Source organism: Flavobacterium algoris (genome assembly GCF_048158525.1).
In the GTDB taxonomy this organism is placed as follows: domain Bacteria; phylum Bacteroidota; class Bacteroidia; order Flavobacteriales; family Flavobacteriaceae; genus Flavobacterium; species Flavobacterium algoris.
In genome coordinates this window covers 44,454-70,952 of sequence record NZ_JBLNKT010000016.1, presented here as the reverse complement: position 1 = coordinate 70,952, position 26,499 = coordinate 44,454, and the positions used below count along the sequence as shown (strand labels likewise).

At 34.7% G+C, this 26,499-nt stretch carries 37 protein-coding genes; 5 read left to right on the top strand and 32 right to left on the bottom strand.

From position 1 onward, the window contains the following. Positions 1–86: 86 nt before the first annotated feature. The 29 genes from rpsK to rpsL form a co-directional block, all read right to left on the bottom strand. A complete protein-coding gene (gene rpsK / locus ACM55I_RS10020) occupies positions 87–470 on the bottom strand; it encodes a 30S ribosomal protein S11 (RefSeq protein ID WP_024981527.1) in 384 nt (127 codons plus the stop codon). An 8-nt stretch (positions 471–478) separates the two neighbouring features. Then, the gene (gene rpsM, locus ACM55I_RS10015) at positions 479–853 is read right to left on the bottom strand and encodes a 30S ribosomal protein S13 (protein ID WP_039110216.1); all 375 of its coding nucleotides are present in this window, start codon (positions 851–853) and stop codon (positions 479–481) included. A gap of 2 nt (positions 854–855) precedes the next feature. After that, positions 856–972 (bottom strand): type B 50S ribosomal protein L36, encoded by a 117-nt coding sequence (gene ykgO, locus ACM55I_RS10010; RefSeq protein WP_008992256.1) that lies wholly within the window; start codon positions 970–972, stop codon positions 856–858. Between the two features lie 12 nt (positions 973–984). Beyond that, on the bottom strand, positions 985–1,200 hold the full coding sequence (gene infA / locus ACM55I_RS10005) for a translation initiation factor IF-1 (RefSeq protein WP_007136545.1): 216 nt from the start codon (positions 1,198–1,200) through the stop codon (positions 985–987). Positions 1,201–1,203: 3 nt separating this feature from the next. After that, positions 1,204–2,550: a preprotein translocase subunit SecY gene (secY, locus tag ACM55I_RS10000; protein ID WP_039110217.1), complete on the bottom strand. Its 1,347-nt coding sequence runs from the start codon at positions 2,548–2,550 to the stop codon at positions 1,204–1,206. A gap of 13 nt (positions 2,551–2,563) precedes the next feature. Continuing rightward, a complete protein-coding gene (rplO, locus tag ACM55I_RS09995) occupies positions 2,564–3,016 on the bottom strand; it encodes a 50S ribosomal protein L15 (protein WP_039110218.1) in 453 nt (150 codons plus the stop codon). 11 nt (positions 3,017–3,027) lie between these two features. Next, entirely contained in the window at positions 3,028–3,210 is a 183-nt protein-coding gene (rpmD, locus tag ACM55I_RS09990) for a 50S ribosomal protein L30 (RefSeq protein WP_035668100.1), read from the bottom strand. Between the two features lie 12 nt (positions 3,211–3,222). Next, positions 3,223–3,750: a 30S ribosomal protein S5 gene (gene rpsE / locus ACM55I_RS09985; RefSeq protein WP_035668102.1), complete on the bottom strand. Its 528-nt coding sequence runs from the start codon at positions 3,748–3,750 to the stop codon at positions 3,223–3,225. Between the two features lie 6 nt (positions 3,751–3,756). Beyond that, positions 3,757–4,107, bottom strand: a complete 351-nt coding sequence (gene rplR / locus ACM55I_RS09980; protein WP_416846626.1) for a 50S ribosomal protein L18 — start codon at positions 4,105–4,107, stop codon at positions 3,757–3,759. A gap of 11 nt (positions 4,108–4,118) precedes the next feature. After that, positions 4,119–4,661: a 50S ribosomal protein L6 gene (rplF, locus tag ACM55I_RS09975; protein ID WP_039110220.1), complete on the bottom strand. Its 543-nt coding sequence runs from the start codon at positions 4,659–4,661 to the stop codon at positions 4,119–4,121. Positions 4,662–4,679: 18 nt separating this feature from the next. Beyond that, positions 4,680–5,078 carry a 30S ribosomal protein S8 gene (gene rpsH / locus ACM55I_RS09970; protein ID WP_039110221.1) on the bottom strand — a complete coding sequence of 133 codons (399 nt, stop codon included), beginning with the start codon at positions 5,076–5,078 and terminating at the stop codon, positions 4,680–4,682. A 123-nt stretch (positions 5,079–5,201) separates the two neighbouring features. Continuing rightward, positions 5,202–5,471, bottom strand: a complete 270-nt coding sequence (gene rpsN / locus ACM55I_RS09965; RefSeq protein ID WP_007136553.1) for a 30S ribosomal protein S14 — start codon at positions 5,469–5,471, stop codon at positions 5,202–5,204. 3 nt (positions 5,472–5,474) lie between these two features. Further along, on the bottom strand, positions 5,475–6,026 hold the full coding sequence (gene rplE / locus ACM55I_RS09960) for a 50S ribosomal protein L5 (RefSeq protein WP_035668110.1): 552 nt from the start codon (positions 6,024–6,026) through the stop codon (positions 5,475–5,477). Between the two features lie 2 nt (positions 6,027–6,028). Then, the gene (rplX, locus tag ACM55I_RS09955; protein WP_035668111.1) at positions 6,029–6,343 is read right to left on the bottom strand and encodes a 50S ribosomal protein L24; all 315 of its coding nucleotides are present in this window, start codon (positions 6,341–6,343) and stop codon (positions 6,029–6,031) included. 12 nt (positions 6,344–6,355) lie between these two features. Beyond that, on the bottom strand, positions 6,356–6,724 hold the full coding sequence (gene rplN, locus ACM55I_RS09950) for a 50S ribosomal protein L14 (protein ID WP_026717863.1): 369 nt from the start codon (positions 6,722–6,724) through the stop codon (positions 6,356–6,358). Positions 6,725–6,726: 2 nt separating this feature from the next. Further along, positions 6,727–6,987, bottom strand: a complete 261-nt coding sequence (gene rpsQ / locus ACM55I_RS09945; protein WP_039110222.1) for a 30S ribosomal protein S17 — start codon at positions 6,985–6,987, stop codon at positions 6,727–6,729. Between the two features lie 17 nt (positions 6,988–7,004). Then, entirely contained in the window at positions 7,005–7,196 is a 192-nt protein-coding gene (gene rpmC / locus ACM55I_RS09940; protein WP_035668115.1) for a 50S ribosomal protein L29, read from the bottom strand. A 13-nt stretch (positions 7,197–7,209) separates the two neighbouring features. Beyond that, the gene (gene rplP / locus ACM55I_RS09935) at positions 7,210–7,635 is read right to left on the bottom strand and encodes a 50S ribosomal protein L16 (protein ID WP_007803637.1); all 426 of its coding nucleotides are present in this window, start codon (positions 7,633–7,635) and stop codon (positions 7,210–7,212) included. A gap of 19 nt (positions 7,636–7,654) precedes the next feature. After that, positions 7,655–8,413: a 30S ribosomal protein S3 gene (gene rpsC, locus ACM55I_RS09930; protein WP_035668118.1), complete on the bottom strand. Its 759-nt coding sequence runs from the start codon at positions 8,411–8,413 to the stop codon at positions 7,655–7,657. 6 nt (positions 8,414–8,419) lie between these two features. Further along, on the bottom strand, positions 8,420–8,830 hold the full coding sequence (rplV, locus tag ACM55I_RS09925; RefSeq protein WP_066081038.1) for a 50S ribosomal protein L22: 411 nt from the start codon (positions 8,828–8,830) through the stop codon (positions 8,420–8,422). A gap of 6 nt (positions 8,831–8,836) precedes the next feature. Continuing rightward, positions 8,837–9,115, bottom strand: a complete 279-nt coding sequence (rpsS, locus tag ACM55I_RS09920) for a 30S ribosomal protein S19 (RefSeq protein ID WP_007136562.1) — start codon at positions 9,113–9,115, stop codon at positions 8,837–8,839. Between the two features lie 6 nt (positions 9,116–9,121). Then, positions 9,122–9,946 carry a 50S ribosomal protein L2 gene (gene rplB, locus ACM55I_RS09915; RefSeq protein ID WP_144893902.1) on the bottom strand — a complete coding sequence of 275 codons (825 nt, stop codon included), beginning with the start codon at positions 9,944–9,946 and terminating at the stop codon, positions 9,122–9,124. Between the two features lie 6 nt (positions 9,947–9,952). Beyond that, the gene (rplW, locus tag ACM55I_RS09910) at positions 9,953–10,243 is read right to left on the bottom strand and encodes a 50S ribosomal protein L23 (protein ID WP_104000023.1); all 291 of its coding nucleotides are present in this window, start codon (positions 10,241–10,243) and stop codon (positions 9,953–9,955) included. 6 nt (positions 10,244–10,249) lie between these two features. Then, a complete protein-coding gene (gene rplD / locus ACM55I_RS09905) occupies positions 10,250–10,879 on the bottom strand; it encodes a 50S ribosomal protein L4 (RefSeq protein ID WP_416846624.1) in 630 nt (209 codons plus the stop codon). Then, on the bottom strand, positions 10,879–11,496 hold the full coding sequence (gene rplC / locus ACM55I_RS09900) for a 50S ribosomal protein L3 (protein ID WP_099713444.1): 618 nt from the start codon (positions 11,494–11,496) through the stop codon (positions 10,879–10,881). The genes rplD and rplC overlap by 1 nt, the downstream gene beginning before the upstream one ends. Before the next feature lie 155 nt (positions 11,497–11,651). Continuing rightward, positions 11,652–11,957: a 30S ribosomal protein S10 gene (gene rpsJ, locus ACM55I_RS09895; protein WP_011963470.1), complete on the bottom strand. Its 306-nt coding sequence runs from the start codon at positions 11,955–11,957 to the stop codon at positions 11,652–11,654. Between the two features lie 11 nt (positions 11,958–11,968). Further along, complete coding sequence (fusA, locus tag ACM55I_RS09890; RefSeq protein WP_416846622.1) at positions 11,969–14,125, bottom strand: elongation factor G; 2,157 nt, start codon at positions 14,123–14,125, stop codon at positions 11,969–11,971. A 10-nt stretch (positions 14,126–14,135) separates the two neighbouring features. Continuing rightward, the gene (gene rpsG / locus ACM55I_RS09885; RefSeq protein WP_035668130.1) at positions 14,136–14,612 is read right to left on the bottom strand and encodes a 30S ribosomal protein S7; all 477 of its coding nucleotides are present in this window, start codon (positions 14,610–14,612) and stop codon (positions 14,136–14,138) included. Between the two features lie 74 nt (positions 14,613–14,686). Next, positions 14,687–15,070, bottom strand: a complete 384-nt coding sequence (gene rpsL, locus ACM55I_RS09880) for a 30S ribosomal protein S12 (RefSeq protein WP_007136570.1) — start codon at positions 15,068–15,070, stop codon at positions 14,687–14,689. Positions 15,071–15,250: 180 nt separating this feature from the next. Between rpsL and ACM55I_RS09875 the strand changes: the two genes are divergently transcribed. From ACM55I_RS09875 to rlmB, 4 genes are all read left to right on the top strand, one after another. Further along, on the top strand, positions 15,251–16,957 hold the full coding sequence (locus ACM55I_RS09875) for a BamA/TamA family outer membrane protein (protein ID WP_416846621.1): 1,707 nt from the start codon (positions 15,251–15,253) through the stop codon (positions 16,955–16,957). 85 nt (positions 16,958–17,042) lie between these two features. Further along, entirely contained in the window at positions 17,043–20,297 is a 3,255-nt protein-coding gene (locus tag ACM55I_RS09870; protein WP_416846620.1) for a SusC/RagA family TonB-linked outer membrane protein, read from the top strand. Between the two features lie 3 nt (positions 20,298–20,300). Then, positions 20,301–21,761: a SusD/RagB family nutrient-binding outer membrane lipoprotein gene (locus ACM55I_RS09865; RefSeq protein ID WP_416846619.1), complete on the top strand. Its 1,461-nt coding sequence runs from the start codon at positions 20,301–20,303 to the stop codon at positions 21,759–21,761. A 68-nt stretch (positions 21,762–21,829) separates the two neighbouring features. Beyond that, a complete protein-coding gene (rlmB, locus tag ACM55I_RS09860) occupies positions 21,830–22,564 on the top strand; it encodes a 23S rRNA (guanosine(2251)-2'-O)-methyltransferase RlmB (RefSeq protein ID WP_035668140.1) in 735 nt (244 codons plus the stop codon). 61 nt (positions 22,565–22,625) lie between these two features. On the opposite strand, the gene ACM55I_RS09855 is transcribed toward rlmB, so the two are convergent. Next, positions 22,626–23,402, bottom strand: coding sequence for a rhomboid family intramembrane serine protease (locus ACM55I_RS09855; protein WP_416846618.1), 777 nt, complete (start codon positions 23,400–23,402; stop codon positions 22,626–22,628). 273 nt (positions 23,403–23,675) lie between these two features. Here ACM55I_RS09855 and ACM55I_RS09850 point away from each other — a divergent pair, with 273 nt between their 5' ends. After that, a complete protein-coding gene (locus ACM55I_RS09850) occupies positions 23,676–24,953 on the top strand; it encodes a replication-associated recombination protein A (protein WP_416846617.1) in 1,278 nt (425 codons plus the stop codon). A gap of 3 nt (positions 24,954–24,956) precedes the next feature. Here ACM55I_RS09850 and ACM55I_RS09845 read toward each other — a convergent pair whose 3' ends face one another. Both ACM55I_RS09845 and ACM55I_RS09840 read right to left on the bottom strand, forming a co-directional pair. Continuing rightward, positions 24,957–25,718: a hypothetical protein gene (locus ACM55I_RS09845; protein WP_416846615.1), complete on the bottom strand. Its 762-nt coding sequence runs from the start codon at positions 25,716–25,718 to the stop codon at positions 24,957–24,959. Positions 25,719–25,802: 84 nt separating this feature from the next. Beyond that, positions 25,803–26,492 carry a YjjG family noncanonical pyrimidine nucleotidase gene (locus ACM55I_RS09840; protein ID WP_416846614.1) on the bottom strand — a complete coding sequence of 230 codons (690 nt, stop codon included), beginning with the start codon at positions 26,490–26,492 and terminating at the stop codon, positions 25,803–25,805. Positions 26,493–26,499: the final 7 nt, after the last annotated feature.

The following is a 26,499-nucleotide window of genomic DNA, read 5'->3' as shown; positions in this document are numbered from 1 at the left end:
AAAATTTAAGGTAGAGATTATGAATTCAGGTCATATCCTTCGATAATCTATATTCTACCTATGTTATACTATAAATATTTTGAGTACTAAACTCTACGTCTTTTAGGAGGACGACATCCGTTGTGAGGCATTGGAGTAACATCTATAATCTCTGTAACTTCAATTCCACCGTTATGCAAAGAACGAATAGCAGACTCACGTCCGTTTCCTGGTCCTTTTACATAAACTTTTACTTTTTTAAGTCCAGCTTCAAGAGCTACTTTACTACAATCTTCTGCTGCCATTTGGGCTGCATATGGAGTGTTCTTTTTAGAACCTCTAAAACCCATTTTACCAGCTGAAGACCAAGAAATAACTTCACCTTTTTTGTTAGTCAAAGAAATGATGATATTGTTAAAAGTAGCAGAAATATGAGCTTCTCCCGTTGATTCAACGATAACTTTACGTTTTTTTGCAGTTGCTTTAGCCATATTACTTATTATTTAGTTGCTTTTTTCTTGTTGGCAACAGTTTTTCTCTTACCTTTTCTTGTTCTAGAGTTGTTTTTAGTTCTTTGTCCTCTTAATGGAAGACCAGTTCTATGACGGATACCTCTATAACATCCAATATCCATTAAACGTTTGATGTTTAAAGAAACCTCAGAACGTAATTCTCCTTCAATTTTGAAAGCTGATACTGCTTCACGAATTGCTCCGATCTCATCATCATTCCAGTCTTGAACTTTTTTATCTTGGCTAACTTGAGCTTTTTCTAAAATCTCAATAGCTCTACTGCTTCCTAATCCGAAGATATAGGTAAGTGCTATAACACCTCTCTTATTTTTTGGGATATCTACCCCTGCTATTCTTGCCATAATTATCCTTGTCTTTGTTTAAATCTAGGATTCTTTTTGTTTATTACGTACAATCTCCCTTTTCTTCGCACAATTTTGCACTCGGGACTTCTCTTTTTTACTGAAGCTCTAACTTTCATTTTGAATATCCTTTAATATCTATAAGTAATTCTTGCTTTTGACAAATCGTAAGGGCTCATTTCTAGTTTCACTTTATCACCAGGTAATAATTTGATGTAATGCATACGCATTTTTCCAGATATATGGGCGATTACAATATGTCCATTTTCTAACTCTACACGGAACATAGCATTTGATAATGCTTCAATGATTGAACCGTCTTGTTCTATTGCTGATTGTTTTGCCATAAGTTAAGCTACTGCCTTTCTATTTTTACCACTCTTCATTAAACCATCATAATGCTTGTTTAACAAGTATGAATTGATTTGTTGAATTGTATCTATGGCAACACCAACCATAATTATTAATGAAGTACCTCCAAAAAACATTGCCCAAGATTGTTGAACATCCATAAGACTCACAACAATTGCTGGGAACACAGCTATCAAAGCAAGAAATAAAGATCCTGGAAAAGTTATTAAAGACATTACCTTGTCAAGAAAATCAGAAGTTTCAACTCCTGGTCTAACACCAGGAATAAAACCACCACTTCTCTTTAAATCATCAGACATTTTATTAGTAGGAACTGTAATTGCAGTATAAAAGAAAGTAAATACAACTATTAACGTTGCAAAAACAAAATTATACCAAAATCCAAACATATTACTAAAAGCGCCAACAATTGATTGTGATGCATCTGATTTAGATAAACCTGCCACTGCAGCAGGAATAAACATAATTGCTTGAGCAAAGATGATAGGCATAACTCCAGAAGCATTAAGCTTCAATGGAATCCATTGTCTATTACCACCCATTAAATCTTGCTCATAATCCCCTGAAGACGTACGACGAGCATACTGAACAGGTATTTTACGAACAGCCATAACAAGCAATACACAAGCAATAATAACTAATAACCAAATGATAATTTCAATAACCAATAACATTGGTCCACCATTATTATTAGTAACTCTAGTTGTGAATTCTTGAATAAATGCCTGAGGCAATCTAGCCAAGATACCAACCATAATCAACAATGATATACCGTTACCAATACCTTTGTCAGTAATTTTTTCTCCTAACCACATGGCAAATATTGTACCAGTAACTAAGATTATTACTGAAGAAAATAAGAATTCAAATGAATTAAATCCTAACAAAAATGCACTACTAGGCAAAGTTCTATACAAATTATAAATGTATGTTGGACCTTGAACCAAAGTAATACCTATTGTTAGCCAACGGGTAATTTGATTAATCTTCTTTCTACCACTTTCTCCGTCATTTTGAAGTTTTTGTAAATATGGAATCGCAATTCCCATTAACTGAACAACAATAGATGCAGAAATATATGGCATTATACCTAAAGCAAAAACTGAAGCTTTAGAGAAAGCACCTCCTGTAAACATGTCTAGAATAGATCCAATACCATTTTTGGTTTGGCCAGCTAAACTGTTTAATTGAGTTGCATCAATTCCAGGAAGTGTAACGTGTGCTCCAAAACGATAAACTAAAAGAAGACCTAAGGTGATTAGGATTCTATTTTTTAGTTCTTCAATTTTCCAAACATTACTTAATGATTCAATAAATTTCTTCATCTTAATAGAAAAATTATATTGTTACAGCTTCTCCACCAGCAGCTTCAATAGCAGCTTTTGCAGTAGCAGTAAATTTGTGAGCGGTTACTTTTAATTTCGCTGTCAATTCTCCTCTTCCTAAAATCTTAACGATTTCATTTTTAGTAGCTAAACGATTAGCAACATAAACTGTCATATCAACAGAATCTGTTATTACACCATTATCTACTAATAATTGAAGTGTATCAAGATTAACACCTTCGTATTCTTTACGATTGATGTTTGTGAAACCAAACTTAGGCACACGTCTTTGAAGTGGCATTTGACCACCTTCAAAACCAATCTTTTTAGAATAACCAGAACGAGATTTTGCTCCTTTGTGACCTCTTGCAGAAGTACCACCTTTTCCAGAACCTTCTCCTCTACCTAATCTTTTATTTTGATTGTGTGTAGAACCTTCAGCAGGTTGTAAGTTACTTAAATTCATAACAGTATTTGTTATTTAGTTTCTTCAACAGAAACTAAGTGTTTAACTTTATTTATCATCCCAAGGATTGTAGGGTTTGAATCATGCTCTACAACTTGTCCCATTTTACGTAGACCTAAAGCTTCTAATCCTCTCTTTTGAGTAAGAGGACAGTTGATTTTGCTTCTAACTTGTTTTACTAATAATTTAGCCATAATTTCCTTGAATTAACCTTTAAAAACTTTTTCTAAAGAAACGCCTCTTTGTTTTGCAACAGTATAAGCACTTCTCATTTGCAATAAAGCATCAAAAGTTGCCTTAACTACGTTGTGAGGATTTGATGATCCTTGTGATTTAGATAATACATCATGAATTCCTACTGATTCAAGAACTGAACGAACAGCTCCACCAGCAATAACTCCTGTACCATGAGAGGCAGGAATTAAGAATACACGTGCACCACCAAATTTACCTTTTTGTTCGTGAGGTACTGATTGACCATTCAAAGGAATTTTAACTAAATTTTTCTTTGCATCTTCTACTGCTTTCGCAATTGCTTCAGAAACATCTTTAGATTTTCCTAATCCGTGTCCAACCACTCCATTTTCATCACCTACAACTACAATAGCAGAAAAACCAAAAGCTCTACCTCCCTTTGTAACCTTAGTAACACGATTTACACTTACCAAACGATCTTTTAATTCAAGACCACTTGGTTTTACTAACTCTACATTCTTGTATTTACTATTAGACATACTATATTAGAATTTAAGTCCAGCCGCTCTTGCGCCTTCCGCTAATGATTTAATACGACCGTGATATAAATAACCTCCTCTATCGAAAGTTACTACGTCTATCCCAGCTTTTAAAGCTTTTTCAGCAACTAGTTTTCCAACTGCTGTAGCAACTTCAATGTTCGTACCGTTACCTATTTCTTTTTCTCTTGAAGAAGCCGCCAATAAAGTAATTCCGTTTACATCATCAATAAGTTGAGCGTAAATTTCTTTGTTACTTCTAAATACAGATAGTCTTGGATTAGTAGCAGTACCACTAATTGTTTTTCTAATTCTGAATCTAATTCTTTGTCTTCTTTCAGGTTTTGTTAATGACATAATCTTATTTTTTAAGCTGATTTACCTGCTTTTCTTCTTAATACTTCACCTACGAATTTAACACCTTTTCCTTTATACGGTTCTGGCTTACGGAAACCTCTGATTTTCGCAGCTACCTGACCTAAAAGTTGTTTGTCAAATGATGTTAATTTAACGATTGGGTTTTTACCTTTTTCAGATATAGTTTCTAAAGTTACTTCTGGAGCAATTTCTAAAACAATATTGTGAGAATATCCAAGAGCTAAATCTAACTTTTGTCCTTGATTTGAAGCTCTATAACCAACTCCAACCAATTCTAAAGATTTTGTAAAACCTTCATTTACACCAATAATCATGTTATTGATTAAAGATCTATATAAACCGTGTTTTGCTCTTTGATCTTTATGATCAGACGATCTGTCTACTTGAACTGAATCGCCTTCAACCGTAACAGTAACGTCCGAAAACTCCTGTGTAAGTTGACCATTTTTTCCTTTTACTGTAATAATACCATTTGCAACTTCAACAGTTACACCAGCAGGGATTACAACCGGATTTTTACCTATTCTTGACATCTTCTACTATTTTAATGATTAGTAAACGTAACAAATTACTTCACCACCAACATTTAACTGTCTGGCTTTCTTTCCTGTCATCAAACCTTTTGATGTAGAAACAATAGCAATTCCTAATCCGTTAAGGATTCTTGGAATAGATGAAGAACCTGAATACTTACGTAAACCTGGTTTACTAATTCTTTGGATATCTTTAATTACTGACTCTTTAGTATCTTTATCATACTTTAAAGCAATTTTGATTGAACCCTGAACAGCGTTGTCTTCAAATTTGTAACTCAAGATATAACCTTGATCAAATAAGATCTTAGTTATTTCTTTTTTTAGATTAGATGCAGGAATTTCAACAACTTTGTGGTTTGCAGCCACAGCATTACGAACTCTTGTCAAGTAATCTGCAATAGGATCTGTATACATGTGTATTAATTTGCGGTTTTGGTTTTCAACAAACTATTTGCCGAACCTGAAACCAATTTATAAATTTTTATGATACAGACAAAACGTAAGTTAAGTCTGTATCAGGACGCAATAAATTACGTCTTACCAAGATGCTTTTTTAACACCAGGTATCAATCCGTTATTTGCCATTTCACGAAATGTAACACGTGAAAGACCGAATTGACGCATATACCCTCTTGGTCTACCTGTTAATTTACAACGATTGTGTAAACGAACTGGTGAAGCATTTTTAGGTAACTTTTGCAAACCTACGAAATCTCCAGCTTCTAACAAAGCTTTTCTTTTCTCAGCATACTTAGCTACTGTTTTTTCTCTCTTAACCTCGCGGGCTTTCATTGATTCTTTAGCCATGTCTTAATTCTTTTTAAAAGGTAATCCTAATTCTGTCAATAGAGACTTTGCTTCTTTATCTGTTTTTGCACTAGTTACAAAAGAGATATCCATTCCTGAAATTTTGTTAACTTTGTCAATATCAATTTCCGGGAAAATGATTTGCTCCAAAACTCCAAGGTTGTAATTTCCTCTTCCGTCAAATCCAGTAGCTTTAATACCACTGAAATCTCTTACACGTGGCAAAGCTGAAGTAATAAGTCTATCTAAAAACTCATACATCTTTTCTCCACGCAAAGTAACTTTTGCTCCAATAGGCATCCCTTTTCTCAATTTGAATGACGCAACGTCTTTCTTTGAAATTGTAGATACTGCTTTCTGTCCAGTGATCTTTGTTAACTCATCAACTGCATAGTCAATTAGTTTTTTATCAGATACAGCTGCACCAACTCCTTTACTTAAAACGATTTTTTCCAATTTTGGAACTTGCATTACGTTTACGTATCCGAATTCCTCTTTAAGAGCAGCAATTACTCTGCTCTTATATTCTTCTTTTAGTCTAGGTATATACGCCATTACTATAGTACTTGATTAGATTTTTTTGAAAATCTTACTTTCTTATCTCCTTCTACTCTAATACCAACTCTAGTTGTTTCCTTAGTTTTAGGATCAATTAAAGAAATATTAGATATTTGTATAGAAGCTTCTTTCTTTACGATACCACCTTGAGGGCTTTTTGCACTAGGTTTCGTATGTTTTGAAACCATGTTTACACCTTCAACAATCGCTTTGTTTTTCTCACGGTACACACGTAATACCTTACCTTCAGCACCTTTATGGTCTCCAGCAATTACTCTTACGATGTCACCTGATTTTATTTTTAGCTTTATCATCTTAAAAACGAATTAAAGCACTTCTGGTGCTAATGATACAATTTTCATGAATTGTTTTTCACGAAGTTCTCTTGCTACCGGACCAAAAACACGAGTTCCTCTCATTTCACCAGCAGCATTCAATAACACACATGCGTTGTCATCAAATCTAATGTATGAACCATCGGCTCTTCTTACTTCTTTTTTGGTACGTACAACAACTGCAGTTGAAACAGCTCCTTTTTTAACGCTTCCGTTAGGAGCAGTATCTTTGATAGAAACTACAATCTTGTCACCAACAGAGGCATACCTTCTTTTGGTACCTCCTAAAACACGGATAGTTAAAACTTCCTTTGCTCCAGTGTTATCTGCTACTTTTAGTCTTGATTCTTGTTGTACCATAATTATTTAGCTCTTTCTAGGATTTCAACTAACCTCCAACATTTTGTTTTACTCATAGGACGCGTTTCGCTAATCCTTACAGTATCTCCAATGTTGCAGTCGTTCTTTTCGTCGTGTGCGTGATACTTTTTAGTTTTCAACACGAACTTACCGTATAATGGGTGTTTTACTTTACGCACTTCAGCAACTACAATAGATTTATCCATTTTGTCTGAAGTTACAACACCAACTCTTTCTTTTCTTAAATTTCTTTTTTCTTCCATCTTTCAGCAGATTACAATTATTGCAACTCTCTTTTAGTAAGTTCCGTAGCTAATCTTGCAACTGTTCTTCTTACACTTCTAATTTGAAGTGGGTTCTCAATTGGAGAAATAGCGTGAGCCATTTTTAGGTCGGCATATGCCTTCTTAGTCTGGCTAAGTTTTTCTTGCAACTCCGCTGCAGAAAGATCTTTTATTTCTGATTGTTTCATAATATAATATAAATTATGCTTCGAAATCTCTAGCAACGACGAATTTAGTTTTTACTGGAAGCTTTTGAGCTGCAAGACGTAACGCCTCTTTTGCAACTGACAAAGGTACTCCTCCAACTTCAAACATAATTCTTCCGGGTTTAACAACAGCTGCCCAATATTCAACGGCACCTTTACCTTTACCCATACGTACCTCAAGAGGTTTCTTAGTGATAGGTTTGTCTGGAAATATTTTGATCCATAATTGTCCTTCTCTTTTCATAAAACGAGTTGCAGCAATACGCGCAGCTTCGATTTGACGAGAGGTTAAGAACATTCCATCTTCATGTACAGATTTAATACCAAACATTCCATTAGAAAGTTCATGTCCTCTTTGAGAGTTCCCTTTCATTTTACCTTTTTGTACCTTACGGTATTTTGTTCTTTTAGGCTGTAACATTTTTCTTTAGTTTAAAAATTTACTTTCGTTTACGAGCGTCTGGTTTTCCTCCTTTGTTAAAAGGTTTTCTATCTCCTCTAGGAGAATCACCACCTTTACCACCAGCACCAGATTGTTTTTTGTCCATTCCGGCAAGTGGAGAAAGATCTCTCTTTCCATAAACTTCACCTTTCATGATCCACACTTTGATTCCCATTCTACCATAAGTAGTATGAGCTTCAGCCAAAGCATAATCAATATCAGCTCTGAAAGTTGATAGAGGAATTCTACCTTCTTTGAAACCTTCTGAACGAGCCATCTCTGCACCATTCAAACGACCAGAAATCAAAACTTTGATACCTTCAGCGTTCATACGCATAGAAGCAGCAATAGCCATTTTGATTGCACGTCTGTAAGAAATTCTGCTTTCGATTTGACGACAGATGCTTGTAGCAACTAGATACGCGTCAAGTTCAGGTCTTTTAATTTCAAAGATGTTGATTTGAACCTCTTTGTCAGTAATTTTCTTAAGTTCTTCTTTTAACTTGTCTACCTCTTGTCCGCCTTTCCCGATAATGATACCTGGTCTTGCAGTAGTGATAGTAACGGTTACAAGTTTTAAAGTTCTCTCGATGATTACTTTTGATACACTAGCTTTTGATAAACGAGCATGGATGTACTTTCTGATTTTGTGATCTTCGGCAAGTTTATCACCGTAATCATTTCCACCATACCAGTTTGAGTCCCATCCTCTGATGATACCAAGTCTATTTCCAATTGGATTTGTCTTTTGTCCCATCTTGTATTAAATTGCTTGTGTGTTATTAATAGATCCAAGCACGATTGTTACGTGATTAGAACGTTTTCTTATTCTGTGCGCACGACCTTGTGGTGCTGGACGAAGTCTTTTCAACATCATTCCACCATCTACTGTAATCGTTTTAACAAATAAACCTGCTTCTTCCATATTAGCTTCAGGGTTTTTTGCTTGCCAGTTGGCAATAACAGATAAAACCAATTTTTCTAATTTTCTTGAAGCTTCTTTAGAACTAAATCTTAAGATGTTTAGTGCTCTTTCTACTTTCTGACCTCTTACCAAGTCCGCTACTAAGCGCATTTTTCTAGGTGAAGTAGGGCAGTTATTCAATTTTGCGAAAGCAATAGACTTATTAGCCTCTTTTCTCGCATCTGCTGTTTCTCTTTTACGAACTCCCATTGCTTCTTATTTTTTACCTTTATTTTTTGCTCCAGCATGACCTCTAAAAGATCTAGTTGGTGAAAATTCTCCTAATTTGTGACCTACCATGTTTTCTGTTACGTAAACTGGTACAAATTGACGACCGTTATGAACTGCGATTGTTTGCCCAACAAAGTCTGGAGTAATCATAGAAGCTCTAGACCATGTCTTTACTACTCCTTTATTTCCACCAGCAATGTTTTCTTGAACTTTCTTGTCTAACTTATAGTGAACGAAAGGTCCTTTTTTTAATGAACGTGCCATATCTTATTATTTCTTTCTACGTTCTACGATATACTTGTTACTCGGGTTTTTCTTAGAACGAGTTCTATAACCTTTAGCTGGTATTCCATTTCTTGAACGTGGATGTCCACCAGAAGAACGTCCTTCACCACCACCCATTGGGTGATCGACAGGGTTCATTGCAACAGGTCTTGTTCTAGGTCTTCTTCCTAACCATCTTGTTCTACCAGCTTTTCCTGACACAACTAATTGGTGGTCTGAATTAGAAACCGCTCCAATTGTAGCCGAACAAGTCAACAAGATTAATCTTGTTTCTCCAGAAGGCATTTTAATTGTAGCATATTTTCCATCTCTTGCCATTAATTGAGCAAATGTTCCAGCAGAACGAGCGATTACCGCCCCTTGTCCTGGTCTCAATTCGATACAAGAAATAACAGTTCCAAGTGGAACTCTACTTAAAGGTAATGTATTACCAATTTCCGGTTGAGATTCTGGACCAGAAACTAATTTCTGACCAACTTTCAATCCGTTTTGAGCAATAATATACGTTTTCTCACCATCAGCATATGCTAATAATGCGATAAATGCAGTACGATTTGGATCATATTCAATTGATTTAACCGTCGCAGGAATTCCTTCTTTTGTACGTTTAAAATCAATGATACGATATCTCTGCTTGTGACCACCACCCGTATAACGCATGGTCATCTTTCCTTGACTATTTCTACCACCAGAGTTTTTTATCGGCGCTATCAAAGAGCGTTCCGGCTTATCAGTTGTAATGGCGTCATAACCATTCACAACTCTAAATCGCTGACCTGGGGTAATAGGTTTTAATTTTCTTACTGACATTTTATCTTAGATATTGTTGTAAAAATCAATTGTTTCTCCTTCTTGTACTTGAACAATTGCTTTTTTAATTGCATTAGTCTTTCCACTGATTAAACCACTTTTAGTGTATTTAGTAGTTCTATCCGGTCTTACGTTCATTGTGTTAACACTCAAAACAGTTACTCCATAAGCAGCTTCAACAGCTTTCTTAATTTGTACTTTATTTGCTTTTTTGTCAACAACAAATCCGAAGCGGTTTAAAACTTCACTTTCTTTGGTTACTTTTTCCGTTACTATAGGCTTAATTATGATGCTCATATCCTATTATTTACTTAAATTTTCTTCAATTATCTCCAAAGAACTCTCTAAAAGCACTAAATTATTAGCGTTTAAGATAGCGTAAGTACTTAATTCTAAGCTACTTACCACACTAGAGCCTTTTAAATTGCGTGACGACAAATATACATTTTTATTTACATCACCCAACACAAACAGGGATTTTTTATTTTCTAACTCTAAAGCTTTCAAAACGTTGATGAAATTTTTAGTGTTTGGTGTTTCAAATTCAAAGTCTGCAAGTACGATAATGTTCGACTCTTTTGCTTTGATTGAGAAAGCAGATTTTCTTGCCAAACGTTTCAAGCTTTTATTCAATTTGAATGAATAACTTCTTGGTCTTGGACCGAAAACTGTTCCACCACCTTTAAACAATGGATTCTTTGCACTACCCGCACGAGCAGTACCAGTTCCTTTTTGTTTTTTAATCTTACGCGTACTTCCCGCAACTTCAGCTCTTTCTTTAGCTTTGTGCGTTCCTTGTCTTTGATTAGCAAGATATTGCTTTACATCAAGGTATACTGCGTGATTGTTTGGTTCTATACCAAATACTGAATCAGAAAGTTGAACTTTTCTTCCAGTATCTTTTCCGTTGAAATCTAATACTTTTGCTTCCATTACTTCTGAATGATTACGTAAGAGTTGTTATGACCAGGAACACATCCTTTTATAACAAGTAGGTTCTTATCAGCCACTACTTTTAAAACTCTAAGGTTTTGAACTTTTACATTGTCTCCTCCCATTCTTCCAGCCATACGCATTCCTTTGAATACTCTAGATGGATAAGAAGAAGCTCCTACAGAACCCGGCGCTCTTAAACGGTTGTGTTGACCGTGAGTTGCTTGACCAACACCACCAAAACCGTGACGTTTTACAACCCCTTGAAAACCTTTACCTTTAGACACACCTTGTACATCTACAAATTCTCCTTCAGAAAAAATAGAAACATCAATAAGATCTCCTAATTTTTGTTCTGTTGCGAAATCCTGGAATTCAACGACTTTTTTCTTAGCTACAGTTCCCGCTTTTTTAAAGTGACCTAAAGCCGCTTTTGTGGAATGTTTCTCGTTTTTGTCATCGAAACCAAGTTGCAACGCTTCATACCCGTCAACACCTTTGGTTCTGACTTGGGTAACAACGCATGGTCCAGCTTCGATTACTGTACAAGGAATATTCTTCCCGTTCTCGTCGAAAATGCTAGTCATGCCGATTTTTCTACCAATTAACCCAGACATAATTATTAATTATTAATTATTAAATATAAATATAGAACGCAGCTTTTAACCGAATTCTATTTTTTTAGTGGGTGCAAATGTATAACTTATTTACACACAAACCAAAAAAATAATTTTCGATTAAAAACAGCGTCCTTTTCTTACTAGTAAGCTATTTAAACTTTGATCTCTACTTCAACACCGCTAGGCAATTCAAGTTTCATCAAGGCATCAATAGTTTTTGATGAAGATGAATAAATGTCAATTAATCTCTTGTATGACATTACTTCGAATTGCTCTCTCGCTTTTTTGTTAACGTGTGGAGAACGTAGCACTGTAAAAAGTTTTTTGTGAGTTGGTAATGGAATTGGTCCTGTCACTACTGCACCTGTACTTTTTACAGTTTTTACAATCTTCTCAGCAGACTTATCTACCAACATGTGATCGTAAGATTTTAATTTTATTCTGATTTTTTGACTCATTTTCTTAAAGATTATGCGTTTCCTTTTGCTTTTTTGATAACTGCTTCTGAAATATTAGAAGGCGTTTCAGAGTAGTGTGAAAATTCCATAGTAGATGTTGCTCTACCTGAAGAAAGTGTTCTTAACGTAGTAACGTATCCAAACATTTCAGATAATGGCACATCTGCTTTAATGGTTTTTGCACCAGCTCTATCACCCATATCATTCACCTGACCTCTACGACGGTTGATATCACCTACGATATCCCCCATGTTTTCTTCTGGTGTAATCACTTCCATTTTCATGATTGGCTCTAATATAACAGCACCAGCTGCCTTAGCTACCTCTCTATACCCCATTCTTGCTGCAAGCTCAAAAGAAAGTGCATCAGAATCCACTGGGTGGAAAGATCCGTCTAATAAAGTTACTTTTAAACTATCTACTTGGTATCCTGCTAAAGGACCTGTTTTCATAGCTTCTCTGAAACCTTTTTCTACAGATGGAATATATTCTTTAGGAACGTTACCACCTTTTACAGCATTAACAAACTGCAATCCTACAGGAGCTTTACCATCAACTTCATCAGCAGGCTCTAGTCTAAATACGATATCACCGAATTTACCACGACCACCAGATTGTTTCTTGTAAGTTTCTCTGTGTTGAGCAGATTTTGTAAATGCTTCTTTGTATTCAACTTGAGGTTCCCCTTGGTTTACTTCAACTTTAAATTCACGTTTCATTCTATCAACCAAGATATCTAAGTGAAGCTCACCCATACCAGAAATAATAGTCTGACCTGAAGCCTCATCAGTTCTAACAGTAAATGTAGGATCTTCTTCTGCTAATTTAGCCAAAGCCATACCCATTTTATCTACGTCAGCCTTAGTTTTAGGCTCAATAGCAATACCAATTACTGGCGCTGGGAATTTCATTGACTCAAGAATGATTGGGTGTTTTTCATCACACAATGTATCTCCAGTTTTTATATCTTTAAATCCAACTGCCGCTCCAATATCACCTGCTTCGATATAATCGATTGGGTTTTGCTTGTTGGCATGCATTTGGTAGATACGAGAAATTCTTTCTTTGTTTCCTGAACGAGTGTTCAAAACATAAGAACCTGCATCCAAGCGTCCTGAATAAGCACGGAAAAAAGCTAAACGACCTACGAATGGGTCAGTAGCAATTTTAAACGCTAAAGCAGCGAATGGCTCTTTAACATCTGGCTTACGCAATATTTTAGTTTGATCTTCTTCTAATAACTCAGCATCATCAGGATGAATCCCTTCGATACCTTCTTTATCCATTGGAGATGGCAAATATTTACATACTGCATCTAACATGAATTGAACTCCTTTGTTTTTAAAAGAAGAACCAGCAATCATAGGAATGATGGCCATATCCATTACAGCTGCTCTTAATGCAATGTTGATTTCTTCCTCTGTGATAGAGTTTTCGTCTTCCATGAATTTTTCAAGCAAAGTCTCATCATAATCAGCAACTGCCTCAATAAGAATCGATCTGTATTCTTTAACCTCGTCAAGCATATCTTCTGGAATAGGTACAATCTCGTAAGTTGCCCCCATACCTTCTTCATCCCAAACAATAGCCTGGTTTCTTACTAAATCCACAACACCTTTGAAATCATTTTCTTCACCAATAGGCAAAGTGATCGCAACTGCATTTGATTTCAACATATCTCTTACTTGTTGACAAACCATCAAAAAGTTAGAACCTTGTCTATCCATTTTATTAACGAAACCAATACGCGGTACTCTGTATTGATCTGCTAATCTCCAGTTAGTTTCTGATTGCGGCTCAACACCATCAACAGCACTAAATAAGAAAACCAAACCATCAAGCACACGCAAAGAACGGTTTACTTCAACAGTAAAGTCAACGTGTCCCGGTGTATCGATAATATTAAAGTGGTAAGGCAATGTTTCAGGTAAAACTTTACCTTGAGTAGTTGGAAAATTCCATTCACAAGTTGTAGCAGCAGAAGTAATTGTAATACCTCTTTCTTGCTCTTGTGCCATCCAGTCCATTGTTGCAGCACCATCGTGTACTTCACCAATTTTGTGTGATTTTCCAGTATAGAATAATATACGCTCCGTTGTTGTTGTTTTACCAGCATCAATGTGAGCAGCAATTCCTATGTTTCTTGTATATTTAAGTTCTCTAGCCATTTCTTAAGAATTAAAATCTAAAGTGAGAGAATGCTTTATTAGCTTCTGCCATTTTGTGAGTATCCATTCTCTTTTTAACAGCAGCTCCTTCCTCTTTAGCCGCAGCTAAACATTCTGAAGCTAACCTTTGAGCCATTGATTTTTCGTTTCTTCTTCTAGAATAAAGTATCAACCACTTCATCGCCATAGAAATTTTTCTATCTGGACGAATTTGCATTGGAATTTGAAACGTAGCACCACCTACTCTACGACTACGTACTTCTACGTGAGGCATAACATTGGTTAACGCATCTTTCCAAATTTCTAATGATGGTTTCTCTGCATCTTGTTTTTTAGACTCAATGATGTCAATCGCATCATAAAATACTTTAAACGCTGTCGATTTTTTTCCATCCCACATTAAGTTGTTCACAAAACGTGTTACCAGTTGATCATTAAACCTTGGATCTGGTAAAAGTGGTCTTTTCTTTGCCGCTCTTTTTCTCATGTCTTTTTTTTAATAAAATGTCATACTCATACAGCTGTGATTAATCACATCCCTATAAGAAATAACTTTTTAAATTACTTTTTTGCTTCTTTTGGGCGTTTTGCTCCGTACTTAGATCTTCTTTGCGTTCTTCCTGCTACTCCTGACGTATCAAGTGCACCACGAACGATGTGATATCTAACTCCTGGTAAATCTTTTACCCTTCCACCCCTAACTAATACTATCGAGTGCTCTTGTAAATTGTGTCCTTCACCAGGGATGTAAGCATTCACTTCATTACCATTTGTCAAACGTACACGCGCTACTTTACGCATTGCAGAGTTTGGTTTTTTTGGTGTTGTAGTGTAAACACGCGTACAAACCCCTCTTCTTTGAGGACAAGAATCTAAAGCAACCGATTTACTCTTCTTAGTTATCTGAGTTCTTCCTGTTCTTACTAATTGTTGAATTGTTGGCATAATTAATACTAAAAATTTCTTATTATATTAAATTCCCGCTTTTTACGGGGTTGCAAATGTAGAAAATATTTTTCACTCTACAAACGTTAAACCATTAATTTTCAATAAGATTATTTTGTCATTTGATTTTTATTACAAACCATAGATATTTGCATTACATTTATTAAAACTTACATTCATTTGAAACCTCATATAATTTCTTTTCTGCTTTTATTTTTCGGACTAAATTGTTTTGCCCAAAATTTTCAGCTACACATAATTGGAAGCTCGGACTCCGAAACAAAAACTGTTGATTCCTTAAATTACAATTCAAATCATAAAAACACAAAATCAATTACTGATGAAATAGCTCGAATATCAGACAGACTATCCAAAATAGGCTTTATAGAAAACAAAATCATCACTACCATTAAAACAAAAGACTCCACTTATCTATCCAAATTAAGCTTGGGAAACAAAATTAAATTCATATATATATATATAGGTAGAAATAACCAATTAAACAATATACTAAACCCAACCAAAACTACCGACACAATAACCCTCAAATACGAAGAAATAGAAACCTTCCTGAATAGCACCCTAAAAAAGCTAGAAGAAAACGGATTTGCTTTAGCAAAATTAAAACTAACTAATATCCAAAATAAAAGCAAAGCTCTTTATGCCGATTTAGAATTCATATCTGATAAAAAAAGGAAAATAAATTCAATCGAAATAAAATATGCAGGAAAAGGCAAAAAAATCAACTTCCCAAAAAGTTACGCTAAGCAAATTAACAACAAATACAACAACAAAATTTTCAATAAAAACATCATTGAAGAAATCCATAATGAATTTGAGAAATTCAGATTTGCAAACCAAGTTAAATATCCAGAAATTTTACTAACCAAAGACACCACTAAAATTTACATTTATCTTGAAAAAAGAAAATCAAATACTTTTGATGGATTTATAGGTTTTTCTAATAACGATAACAAAAAAATAAAATTTAACGGCTATCTAGACATAGCTCTTGAAAACACGTTAGGCGTTGGAGAGCAGTTTTCAATTTACTGGAAAAGCGACGGAAACAAACAAAAAACATTTAAAACAAATATAGAAATACCCTATTTATTCAAAAGTCCAATAGGAATTAAAGCAAATCTTGCAATTTTCAAACAAGACAGTACTTTCCAAAACACAAAAACCGGTATTGATTTAGGATATTTAATCAATTACAACTCCAGAATTTATCTAGGATATCAATCAACAGAATCCAGCGACATACAAAACACAAACAGCGAACAACTAAGCGACTATAAAAACTCTTATTTGACTTCAAATTTTGAATACACAAAAAATGACTATAACACCATCTCTTCGAAAAAATCAGCATTATCAATAACAATTGGTACCGGAAAAAGACAAATAAACAATCAATCCGAAACTACTGAACCAAATAAACAATTTTTTATAAATTTAGAAGCCACCCATACTTTCTATTTGAATAAAAAAAACAACATCAACGTAAAAAGTCAAAATTATTTTTTACAAAGCGATAAATACATAATAAACGAATTATTCCGTTTCGGAGGCATTAATTCGATTAGAGGTTTTGAAGAAAACAGTTTACAAGGACATTTTTTAACATCAATTTTAACAGAATATCGCTATACACTTTCTCCAAGTTTATACTTACATTCCATCATGGATTACGCCATCTATAAAGACAAAACTTTAACCGACAAAAACAACCAAAAAACTGAACTTATAGCACTGGGACTAGGACTGGGACTGCAAACAAAAAGCGGATTACTAAAATTAGCTTTAGCAAATGGAAACACAAAAAATCAAAAAATAAATTTTTATAACACTATTATTCACATATGTTATAATGTTAAATTTTGAATGCGTGCATAAAAAATCATTTCAAATGTTAGGAAAGTTAACAAATTATTAAGATTTTTGTCTCACTAATTCAAAATATTTAAAAATGAAACTAAAGTTCAATGGATTCTTAGTACTATTAGTAGTACTTGTGGCGCAACTAACTTTTGCGCAAGAAAGAGCTGTTTCAGGAACTGTTTCTGATAATGCAGGATTGCCTTTACCAGGCGTGAGTGTATTAGTGAAAGGAACTAAATCTGGAACACAAACTGATTTTGATGGAAAATATTCTATCAAAGCAACACCAAGTCAAGTCTTGGTTTTTAGCTATATTGGTATGAAAGGCCAAGAAGCAGCAGCTAGTTCATCAACAGTTAATGTAAAATTAGCAAGTGATGCATTAGAACTTGAAGGTGTTGTAGTAACAGCTTTAGGTGTTAAAAGAGAGAAAAAATCTCTTGGTTATGCTACTCAAGAATTAAAAGGAGGTGACTTAAAAAGCGGAACTTCAAGTGGAAACTTCCTAAATGAACTTTCTGGAAAAGTAGCGGGTGTTAACATTACAAGAAACTCAAACTTTGGAGGTTCTACTAGTGCGGTATCACGTGGTATCAAAGCTATAGGTCAAAGTAATGAAATGCTTATTGTAATTGACGGTATGCCAATCAACAACTCAAACACTTCTACAGATGGCCTAACATCTCAAACGACAGGTAGACAAGGTTTTGATTATGGTAATAATGGTATGGATATCAATCCTGATGACATTGAAAGTGTCAACGTATTAAAAGGTGCTGCTGCATCTGCACTATACGGATACCTAGCCGGTAATGGAGTTTTGATGATTACTACTAAAAAAGGAAAATCTAAAAAAGGATTAGGAATTACTGTCTCATCTGAAGTAGTAAGCGGTTCAATAGATAAAAGTACTTTTGTAAAATATCAAAAACAGTACGGAGCTGGTTATGGTGGATCTTTCGGCAGTCAAGATGTAAACGGAGATGGAATTCCCGATACAGTTGTTGCTATGGGAGACGATGCTTCCGCAGGAGATGCTTTTAACCCTTCTCTTAAAGTATACCAATGGGATGCTTTTTCAGCATATCCAGGAAACGCAAACTACGGAAAAGCAACACCATGGGTAGCTGCTAAAAACGACCCTACTACTTTCTTTAAAAACTCTCTTTCATTAGTAAATAGCGTTTCATTTGAAGATGCTAATGACAAGTCTAATGTAGTTTTTAATTACAGTAACACAAAACAAAGTGGCATTTTACCAAATAGTGAATTAAACAAAAACAACTTTAGTTTAAAATTGAATCATCAGTTTACCGACAAATTATCGCTTAGCTCTTTCGCTAACTTTTCTAACCAGGCTGCTACAGGTAGAAACATGACAGGATATAGCGACAATATGATCACTGGTTTTCGTCAATGGTGGCAAACAAACGTTGATATCAAACAACTAGAGCAAGCATACAACAACTCAGGAGGACAAAACATTACTTGGAATAGAACTTCCGTAGATAACGGATATCCTGCTTATTGGAACAACCCTTATTTTGAGCGTTACAAAAACTATCAAAATGACAGCAGAAATCGTTTTGTAGGGTATGCAAACTTAACTTACAAAATTGCGGACTGGCTATCAGCAACAGGCAAAATATCTACAGATACTTATTCTGAGATTCGTGAAGAAAGAGTTGCAGTTGGATCTGTAACAAAAACATTCGGAATCAATTCATTAGACGAAGCATCAGGATACCAACGCTACAATGGTAACTTCTCTGAACAGAATTATGATATACTTCTTAACTTTAAAAAGAACTTCGGTGAAGACTTCTCTTTAAGTGGAGTAGCCGGAGGTACAATAAAAAGAAATGTTTTCAATACAATTACCGCTTCAACCCAAGGAGGTTTGATTGTTCCTGGACTTTACTCTTTATCTAATTCAGTTTCTACCAGCCCTTATCCTTACGAAAGAGCCACTAAAAGTGGTGTAAACAGTTATTATGTTTCTGCTTCTTTCGGATATAAAGATTTCTTGTACGTAGATGCTACCTCTAGAAGAGATGCATTCTCAAACTTACCTGTAGGCGATAATTCACTATGGAGCAACTCTGTATCTGGAAGTTGGGTTTTTTCTAACAACATCGATGCAAGCTGGTTATCATTTGGTAAATTAAGAGGCGGTTATTCTGAAAGTCCACTTGGAACTCCAGGATTAGCTTTAGTAGATACTTATGCTAAAATTGATGCTTTTAACGGAAACCAACAATATTCTGTAAATAGCATAAAAAACAATCCAAACCTTCAACCGATTAAAACTAAAACACAAGAGATTGGTCTTGAAATGCAGTTCTTAAAGAAAAGAGTTGGATTTGACGTGAGTTTGTATAAAAACGTAAATAACGGTGAAGCGGTGAATGTTCCTTATTCACCTGCAACAGGTAATTCAAGCCGCTATGTAAATGCTGCTACAATTGAAAATAAAGGTATTGAGGTTCAGTTTAATGTAACTCCAATTAAAACAAATGATTTTGCTTGGGACATCAATGTAAACTGGTCTAAAAACAACAACATGGTAACTAAATTAGCTGATGGTATTGAAAACTTGCAAATTAGTTCATTCCCCGGAAGTGTTACTTTAAATGCTGTAGTAGGACAACCTTTTGGAGTACTAAAAGGAGTAGATTACACATATGCTGCTGACGGTCAAAGGATTGTAAATAAAACAACTGGTAGATATATATTAGGTACTGATCCAAATGCTATTATCGGAAACGTTAACCCAGATTGGATTGGTGGTATTCGTAATAAATTTACATACAAAAGCTTTTCTTTTAGCTTCTTAATTGACATGAAAAAAGGCGGAGATGTATTCTCTACAGATCAATGGTATGGCGTAGGAACTGGTTTAGGTGAGCAAACAGTTGGAAATAACGAATTAGGAAACCCAGTAAGAAATTCTGCTGCCAGTGGTGGTGGTGTTATCTTTCCTGGAGTATACGCTGATGGTACTCCTAACACAACTAGATCAGACTATTTTAGACCTGCAGCAGGAGCAATCACTAACTCTTACTCTGGAGGGGCAAGAAAAGGTTACGTATATGATGCTGGTTTTATCAAACTAAGAGAGGTAAATATCACTTATAGCTTACCAACTGCATTAGTTTCAAAATTGAAATTAGCTGACTTTAAAATCGCACTTGTTGGATCTAATTTATGGATAATTGATAAAAATCTTCCAGATGCAGACCCTGAAAGCGGATTAGGATCTAATGCTGGTTCGTTAGGACTGTCTATCGGATCTCTACCAAGTACTAGAAATATTGGTTGTAACTTAACAATAAAATTTTAAACGATGAAAAATAAACTATTCATACTGCTCCCACTTTTAACCATGTTTGCATCATGTTCTGATGACATTACAGGATTAAATCAGGACACTAAACGTCCTACGACAACCAAAGCGGAATACTTGTTCACCAATGCAGAACACGCAATGATGGATCAAGTAACAAGCACATCAGTAAACTATAATGTTTTTAGATTATTCGCTCAACAATGGACAGAAGTTCAATACCCACAAGAAAGTCAATATGATCTTAGTGGACGTAAAATTCCTGATGCACATTGGATAACTTACTATCGTGATGTATTGAGAGATTACAAAGAATCTAAAGATCTTTTGCTTGCAGAAAAAGCAACGTTTGTAGGATCTGCTACAGATGCAAAAGTTTTAGATAATAAGATTGCAGTAATTGATATACTAGCAGCTTACACTTATGGCATATTAGTAGATACTTTTGGAGACATTCCATATACAGAAGCATTGGACATTATCAATCATCCACTTCCAAAATATGATGATGCACAAGTAATCTACAAAGATCTTATTGTAAAATTAACAACTGCCTCTAATGCTTTAGACAAAACCAACGGAAGTTTTGATGCAGCTGACCTTGTTTATCAAGGAAACACAGCAAAATGGGCTAAGTTTGCCAACACACTTCGTTTAAGAATGGCTATCAACATGGATGATGTTGACCATGCATACGCAGGAACTCAAGCTTTAGCTGCAATAGCTGATGGAATATTTACACAAAATTCAGATAGTGCTTACCTAAAATATGCGACTATCCAACCTAATGCTAATCCATTATATGTTGATTTAGTAGCTTCAGGTCGTAACGACTTTTTACCAGCAAATACGTTTGTTAATAAGTTGAATGCGCTTAGTGATCCAAGAAGCGATAAATACTTCACTGGCAAAATAAGTGGAGCTTATAAAGGTGGTACATATGGAGAACTTAACGTTTATGCTAATTTCACTCATCTTACTGAAACTATCAAAAACCCGGTTTATCCTGGAGTATTGTTAACGTATTCTGAAACAGAATTCTTATTAGCAGAAGCTGCAGCAAGAAACATCGCCGTTGGCGGTACAGCTGCAACACATTACACTGCTGCAATCACTGCTTCTATGCAGGATTGGGGTGTAGCTGCAGCCGATATTGCAACTTACCTTTTAAGACCAGACGTAGTTTATGCAACAGCGACTGGAACTTGGCAACAAAAAATAGGCGAACAATCATGGATTGCTTTATTTAACAGAGGATTTGAAGCTTGGACTTCTTACAGAAGATTAGATTTCCCTGTTCTACATGTTCCTACTGTTACTTATGGCGACATCACTGAAGTTCCAAAACGATATTCATATCCTGTAGTGGAAAGAACTCTTAATAAAACAAATGTAGACGCTGCAATTGCAAAACTTACAAATGATAATGTTACTAGTCACGTTTTCTGGGATAAACACTAATTATCACCAAAATAATATTAAAAACCATCCCATTTTTTGGGGTGGTTTTTTTTTTATATATTTGCACCATGGAAAAAGAACACCAAATATTCGGGATTAGAGCAATAATTGAAGCCATACAAGCGGGCGCAACGGTAGACAAAGTATACATTCAGAAGGAAGCAAGCAGCGAACTGATGAAAGACTTAATGAAAGTGATGAAGCGTGGCAACATTAACTTTTCTTACGTTCCTGTTGAAAAGCTTAATAGACTTACGCCTAATAACCATCAAGGTGCAGTGGCAACAATTTCTCCTATCTCCTTTTTTGATTTAGAATCATTGATAGAATCAGTAATAGAAAATGGCAAAAAACCATTGTTTTTAATTTTGGACCAAATATCGGATGCACGTAATTTTGGTGCTATAATAAGAACTGCAGAATGTACTGGTGTAAATGGAATTATAGTTCAAAAGGCTGGTTCCGCACCTGTAAATGGCGATACCGTAAAAACTTCTGCTGGAGCCGTTTTTAACATTCCAATATGTAAAGTAGAACACATCAAAGATGCTATTTTTCTTTTACAGGCCAGTGGTATAAAAACAGTAGCCGCTACAGAAAAAACAGATCAAAATATTTATGACATTTCTTTAAACGAACCTGTAGCCATCATAATGGGATCCGAAGATCGTGGAGTAAATCCATCTGTACTTAAAATTGTAGATGAAAAAGCAAAACTACCTATGTTTGGAACTATTGGATCTTTAAATGTTTCAGTAGCTTGTGGTGCTTTTTTATATGAGGCGGTAAGACAGCGATCTTAGATTGTTGGACCTCTTAGATTTTTAGAATATTTTACGCTATAAACTCTTTACTAAAAATGAATTAAGACTCCGGTTTTGGTTCATTTTTTTCATTTAAGACGATTGTATATTCTACCGGGAAATCAGAAGAGTAATACGACAGTAGTTCTTCCGTTTCATCTAGTGGCAGATTTACAAAATTTCCATTTGCATCGAAACGTTGCATGAATTTATCTTCTTCAGGATTGTAATCTGGTTTTTCCCAATCGTATTTGATTACCTTTTTATACTCTGGTGTTTTGTAGAATAAAGATAAGACAAAACCAGTTATCAATCCAGCCAAGTGACCTTCCCAAGAAATTGCTTTTTCTCCCGAGGTCTCGGGACTTGGAAAAACATACCAAACTAAACCACCATAAATAACAATTACAGCAAGTGACAAAGCCACTAAGCGATAATATTGTGTTTGTATTCCCTTAAAGAAAATAAAACTCACTAGGACATAAATCAAACCACTAGCACCAATATGGTAATTATCCCTCCCAATAATCCAAGTAATTATTCCCGAAAGCAAAATTCCAAATCCAATAACTTTGACAGATTGATTCGCATAAAAAAATTGTAAAGCGGCTAATAAAATGAGTAATGGAATGGAATTATTATAAAGATGCTCAATATCAGCATGAATAAAAGGGCTAAATAAGATTCCTTGTAAACCCATAAGCTCTCTTGGGTAAATTCCATTATGAACAAAATCAAAATCAAATCGGACTTCAAGCCAAAAAATAAACCACAGGAATACTACAAAAAAAAGTGGAAGTCCAATAACCGCATTAGTAAATTTGAAATGATTATCCATTAGTTTTAATTTCGTGTTCTTTTAAATTAAACTCAAAAACTTATCCAAAAGCAATTTAATGCTATTTTGTCATATTAAAACTAAAAGAACATTTTAAATACAGTCCCCTAGCCCAGATGGAAACGACATCCTTTTTATCTCGTTTTTTAACGAGATAAAAAGATATAGTGGACAGCTGGAAATAGCTCCAAATAAAAACAGTAATTTTACCAAAGTTATTTTTTGATAGATGATTAAAGATTAACGAATTTAGATTTCAGATTTAAAAAATAAATGGAAGCACCACTTGCAGAACGCATTCGACCACAAAAATTAGAAGACTATATCAGTCAATCCCATTTGGTAGGGCCAAGCGGCTCATTGACTCAACAAATCACAAAAGGAATAATTCCTTCGTTGATTTTCTGGGGACCACCAGGAACTGGAAAAACAACTTTGGCACAAATTATTGCACAAGAATCTAAACGACCATTTTACATTTTGAGCGCTATCAATTCAGGTGTGAAGGATATTCGAGATGTTATTGAAAAAGCAAAACAAAGTGGCGGATTATTTACTGCAAAAAATCCTATCCTGTTTATCGATGAGATTCATCGTTTTAGCAAATCTCAACAAGACTCTTTGCTGGCTGCTGTGGAAAAAGGTTGGATAACACTGATAGGTGCAACCACAGAAAATCCAAGTTTTGAAGTTATCCCTGCATTACTTTCACGTTGTCAAGTTTATGTTTTAAATGCTTTTACAAAAGCCGATTTAGAAGCCTTATTGGAACGCGCCATGAAAACGGATTCTTTTTTAGCAAACAAAAACATTGTTTTAAAAGAAACAGAAGCTTTATTGCGACTTTCTGGAGGTGATGGACGTAAGCTATTAAATATTTTTGAACTTGTCGTAAACGCCTCTAATGAAGCCGAAATTATAATCACTAACGATCGAGTCTTTGAATTGGTGCAACAAAATACCGTTTTGTATGACAAAAGTGGCGAACAGCATTATGATATTATTTCGGCTTTTATAAAATCAATTCGAGGAAGTGATCCTAACGGGGCTGTATATTGGCTGGCTCGAATGATTGAAGGTGGTGAAGATGTAAAATTCATAGCCAGACGTATGCTTATTCTATCCAGTGAAGACATAGGAAATGCGAACCCTACTGCTTTCATTATGGCGAATAATGCATTCCAGGCAGTTTCAACTATTGGCTATCCTGAAAGCCGGATTATATTAAGCCAATGTGCCATTTACTTAGCAACTTCTGCTAAAAGTAATGCTTCGTATCTTGCAATTGGAACAGCACAACAACTAGTGAAACAAACTGGTGATTTGCCGGTTCCAATTCATTTGCGCAACGCACCCACTAAATTAATGAAAGAACTGGGTTATGGGGAAGAGTATAAATATTCTCATGATTTTGCCAACAATTTTGCAGAACAGGAATTTCTACCTAATCATTTAAGTAATACACCAATTTATAATCCGGGAAACAACTCACGAGAAAATACCATTCGGGAATTCCTAAAAAACCGTTGGAAAAACAAATATGGATATTAAAATCTAAAATTTAACATCTACTTTTTCAGAAATCAATTTGTCATTTAGGTAATATTCAAAAAGCCATTGGTTGTCTTTTGCGATTAGAACACCTTGTACATTCCCTTTTGCAGCAATGAAACAATCCTTTCTTGAAGAATTAAATATTTTCAAAATCACTTTCGGTGAACTATCAATTAACTGAAAACCTGTAGCTGTAGGTTGTGCATAAAGTGTTCCCGAACTATCGCCACCCATATTTGCCTTTACAGTTTCATTTGTAGATATAGATGCAGAAACTTCTTGAGAAACTAGCGATGGACTAGTTGGGTTCAAATTTGTATCTGAATTACGTACAACTGCATTATTATATTTATATTCTAAGGCATAAACAGAAATAAAAGCTTTATTCAAAGCCTCAGTATAGGCTAATTGAAAATCTTTTTCTTTACTTATACCGCTGGCAGATTGAAAAATAATTTTCCCATTACAATCCTTGAAAGTGACATGTAATTTTGTTGTTAAAAAAGACTTTTCTTTTACCACATCAAAATACATCAAACTACATCTATCATTGTATTCTTTTGGTAAAGACTCATTTGTATAAAAGGCCTGAAAACCTGCTTTATTCAAATTAAACTTAGATAAAGTAGCGAGCCTATATTGATTATCACTTTTTATAAAGTCAAATTTCAATGGAATAAGTACCGCTTTACAATCATTTACAGATTGCGAGAAACAGTAACTTGAAATTAATACTGCGAAAAATAGGAATCGTGTTTTCATATGTAGGTAATTTTTTTATTAAAGGAATATTGCATCGCCATTCTTCATTTATGATTGTTTTTTGAATCATGGCGATACCATAATTTATAAATATTTTTTTAATTCTAATAAGTGATTGACTTGTTTAATATTTTGTTCTACTTGTGCTTTACTTTCATTAAAATAAATAGCATCAAAACCTGCATTAAGAGCTCCTTCAACATCTGCTTCTAAACTATCCCCTATCATAATACTGCTTTCTTTTTTGGCTTTGGCCAAATCAAGGGCATATTCAAAAATAATAGGATTTGGCTTTTTTACACCTGCCATTTCAGAATTAGTAATTGTTTGAAAATAATTTCCAATATTTGAATTGTTTAACTTTTTAAATTGCACTTCAGCAAAACCATTAGTAATGATGTGCAGTTTATATTTTTGATTTAAATAATCCAAAACCTCAAAACTTCCGTCAAAAAGATGGTTATTTTCAGGTAATCGTTGAATGTATTCTTGAGCTATAGTTTCAATCTCTTCATCAGAAATAGTGTAGTTCAATGCATCAAAAGAATGTTTCAATCGATTGTAGCGCAATTCACTATGCGTAATTTTATCATATTGATACAATTTCCAGCATGCTTGATTTATTGGAACATATTTTTTAATGAATGCTGCGATTTCAATTGTTGGATGACTTTTATTAAAAATAGTCGCAAACGTTAATTCAGAATTTTTATCAAAATCCCAAAGCGTATGATCTAAATCAAAGAATACGTCTTTTATAATGGTATGTTTCATTTTTAAC

Coding starts and splice junctions, on each gene's coding strand:
- rpsK (WP_024981527.1), bottom strand. CDS start 470: ATGGCTAAAGCAACTGCAAAAAAACGTAAAGTTATCGTTGAATCAACG.
- rpsM (WP_039110216.1), bottom strand. CDS start 853: ATGGCAAGAATAGCAGGGGTAGATATCCCAAAAAATAAGAGAGGTGTT.
- ykgO (WP_008992256.1), bottom strand. CDS start 972: ATGAAAGTTAGAGCTTCAGTAAAAAAGAGAAGTCCCGAGTGCAAAATT.
- infA (WP_007136545.1), bottom strand. CDS start 1,200: ATGGCAAAACAATCAGCAATAGAACAAGACGGTTCAATCATTGAAGCA.
- secY (WP_039110217.1), bottom strand. CDS start 2,550: ATGAAGAAATTTATTGAATCATTAAGTAATGTTTGGAAAATTGAAGAA.
- rplO (WP_039110218.1), bottom strand. CDS start 3,016: ATGAATTTAAGTAACTTACAACCTGCTGAAGGTTCTACACACAATCAA.
- rpmD (WP_035668100.1), bottom strand. CDS start 3,210: ATGGCTAAATTATTAGTAAAACAAGTTAGAAGCAAAATCAACTGTCCT.
- rpsE (WP_035668102.1), bottom strand. CDS start 3,750: ATGTCTAATAGTAAATACAAGAATGTAGAGTTAGTAAAACCAAGTGGT.
- rplR (WP_416846626.1), bottom strand. CDS start 4,107: ATGTCATTAACAAAACCTGAAAGAAGACAAAGAATTAGATTCAGAATT.
- rplF (WP_039110220.1), bottom strand. CDS start 4,661: ATGTCAAGAATAGGTAAAAATCCGGTTGTAATCCCTGCTGGTGTAACT.
- rpsH (WP_039110221.1), bottom strand. CDS start 5,078: ATGTATACAGATCCTATTGCAGATTACTTGACAAGAGTTCGTAATGCT.
- rpsN (WP_007136553.1), bottom strand. CDS start 5,471: ATGGCTAAAGAATCAATGAAAGCCCGCGAGGTTAAGAGAGAAAAAACA.
- rplE (WP_035668110.1), bottom strand. CDS start 6,026: ATGGCGTATATACCTAGACTAAAAGAAGAATATAAGAGCAGAGTAATT.
- rplX (WP_035668111.1), bottom strand. CDS start 6,343: ATGATAAAGCTAAAAATAAAATCAGGTGACATCGTAAGAGTAATTGCT.
- rplN (WP_026717863.1), bottom strand. CDS start 6,724: ATGGTACAACAAGAATCAAGACTAAAAGTAGCAGATAACACTGGAGCA.
- rpsQ (WP_039110222.1), bottom strand. CDS start 6,987: ATGGAAGAAAAAAGAAATTTAAGAAAAGAAAGAGTTGGTGTTGTAACT.
- rpmC (WP_035668115.1), bottom strand. CDS start 7,196: ATGAAACAATCAGAAATAAAAGATCTTTCTGCAGCGGAGTTGCAAGAA.
- rplP (WP_007803637.1), bottom strand. CDS start 7,635: ATGTTACAGCCTAAAAGAACAAAATACCGTAAGGTACAAAAAGGTAAA.
- rpsC (WP_035668118.1), bottom strand. CDS start 8,413: ATGGGACAAAAGACAAATCCAATTGGAAATAGACTTGGTATCATCAGA.
- rplV (WP_066081038.1), bottom strand. CDS start 8,830: ATGGGAGTTCGTAAAAGAGAAACAGCAGATGCGAGAAAAGAGGCTAAT.
- rpsS (WP_007136562.1), bottom strand. CDS start 9,115: ATGGCACGTTCATTAAAAAAAGGACCTTTCGTTCACTATAAGTTAGAC.
- rplB (WP_144893902.1), bottom strand. CDS start 9,946: ATGTCAGTAAGAAAATTAAAACCTATTACCCCAGGTCAGCGATTTAGA.
- rplW (WP_104000023.1), bottom strand. CDS start 10,243: ATGAGCATCATAATTAAGCCTATAGTAACGGAAAAAGTAACCAAAGAA.
- rplD (WP_416846624.1), bottom strand. CDS start 10,879: ATGGAAGCAAAAGTATTAGATTTCAACGGAAAAGATACTGGAAGAAAA.
- rplC (WP_099713444.1), bottom strand. CDS start 11,496: ATGTCTGGGTTAATTGGTAGAAAAATCGGCATGACTAGCATTTTCGAC.
- rpsJ (WP_011963470.1), bottom strand. CDS start 11,957: ATGAGTCAAAAAATCAGAATAAAATTAAAATCTTACGATCACATGTTG.
- fusA (WP_416846622.1), bottom strand. CDS start 14,125: ATGGCTAGAGAACTTAAATATACAAGAAACATAGGAATTGCTGCTCAC.
- rpsG (WP_035668130.1), bottom strand. CDS start 14,612: ATGAGAAAAAGAGCGGCAAAGAAAAGACCACTTTTACCAGATCCAAGG.
- rpsL (WP_007136570.1), bottom strand. CDS start 15,070: ATGCCAACAATTCAACAATTAGTAAGAACAGGAAGAACTCAGATAACT.
- ACM55I_RS09870 (WP_416846620.1), top strand. CDS start 17,043: ATGAAACTAAAGTTCAATGGATTCTTAGTACTATTAGTAGTACTTGTG.
- ACM55I_RS09865 (WP_416846619.1), top strand. CDS start 20,301: ATGAAAAATAAACTATTCATACTGCTCCCACTTTTAACCATGTTTGCA.
- rlmB (WP_035668140.1), top strand. CDS start 21,830: ATGGAAAAAGAACACCAAATATTCGGGATTAGAGCAATAATTGAAGCC.
- ACM55I_RS09855 (WP_416846618.1), bottom strand. CDS start 23,402: ATGGATAATCATTTCAAATTTACTAATGCGGTTATTGGACTTCCACTT.
- ACM55I_RS09850 (WP_416846617.1), top strand. CDS start 23,676: ATGGAAGCACCACTTGCAGAACGCATTCGACCACAAAAATTAGAAGAC.
- ACM55I_RS09845 (WP_416846615.1), bottom strand. CDS start 25,718: ATGAAAACACGATTCCTATTTTTCGCAGTATTAATTTCAAGTTACTGT.
- ACM55I_RS09840 (WP_416846614.1), bottom strand. CDS start 26,492: ATGAAACATACCATTATAAAAGACGTATTCTTTGATTTAGATCATACG.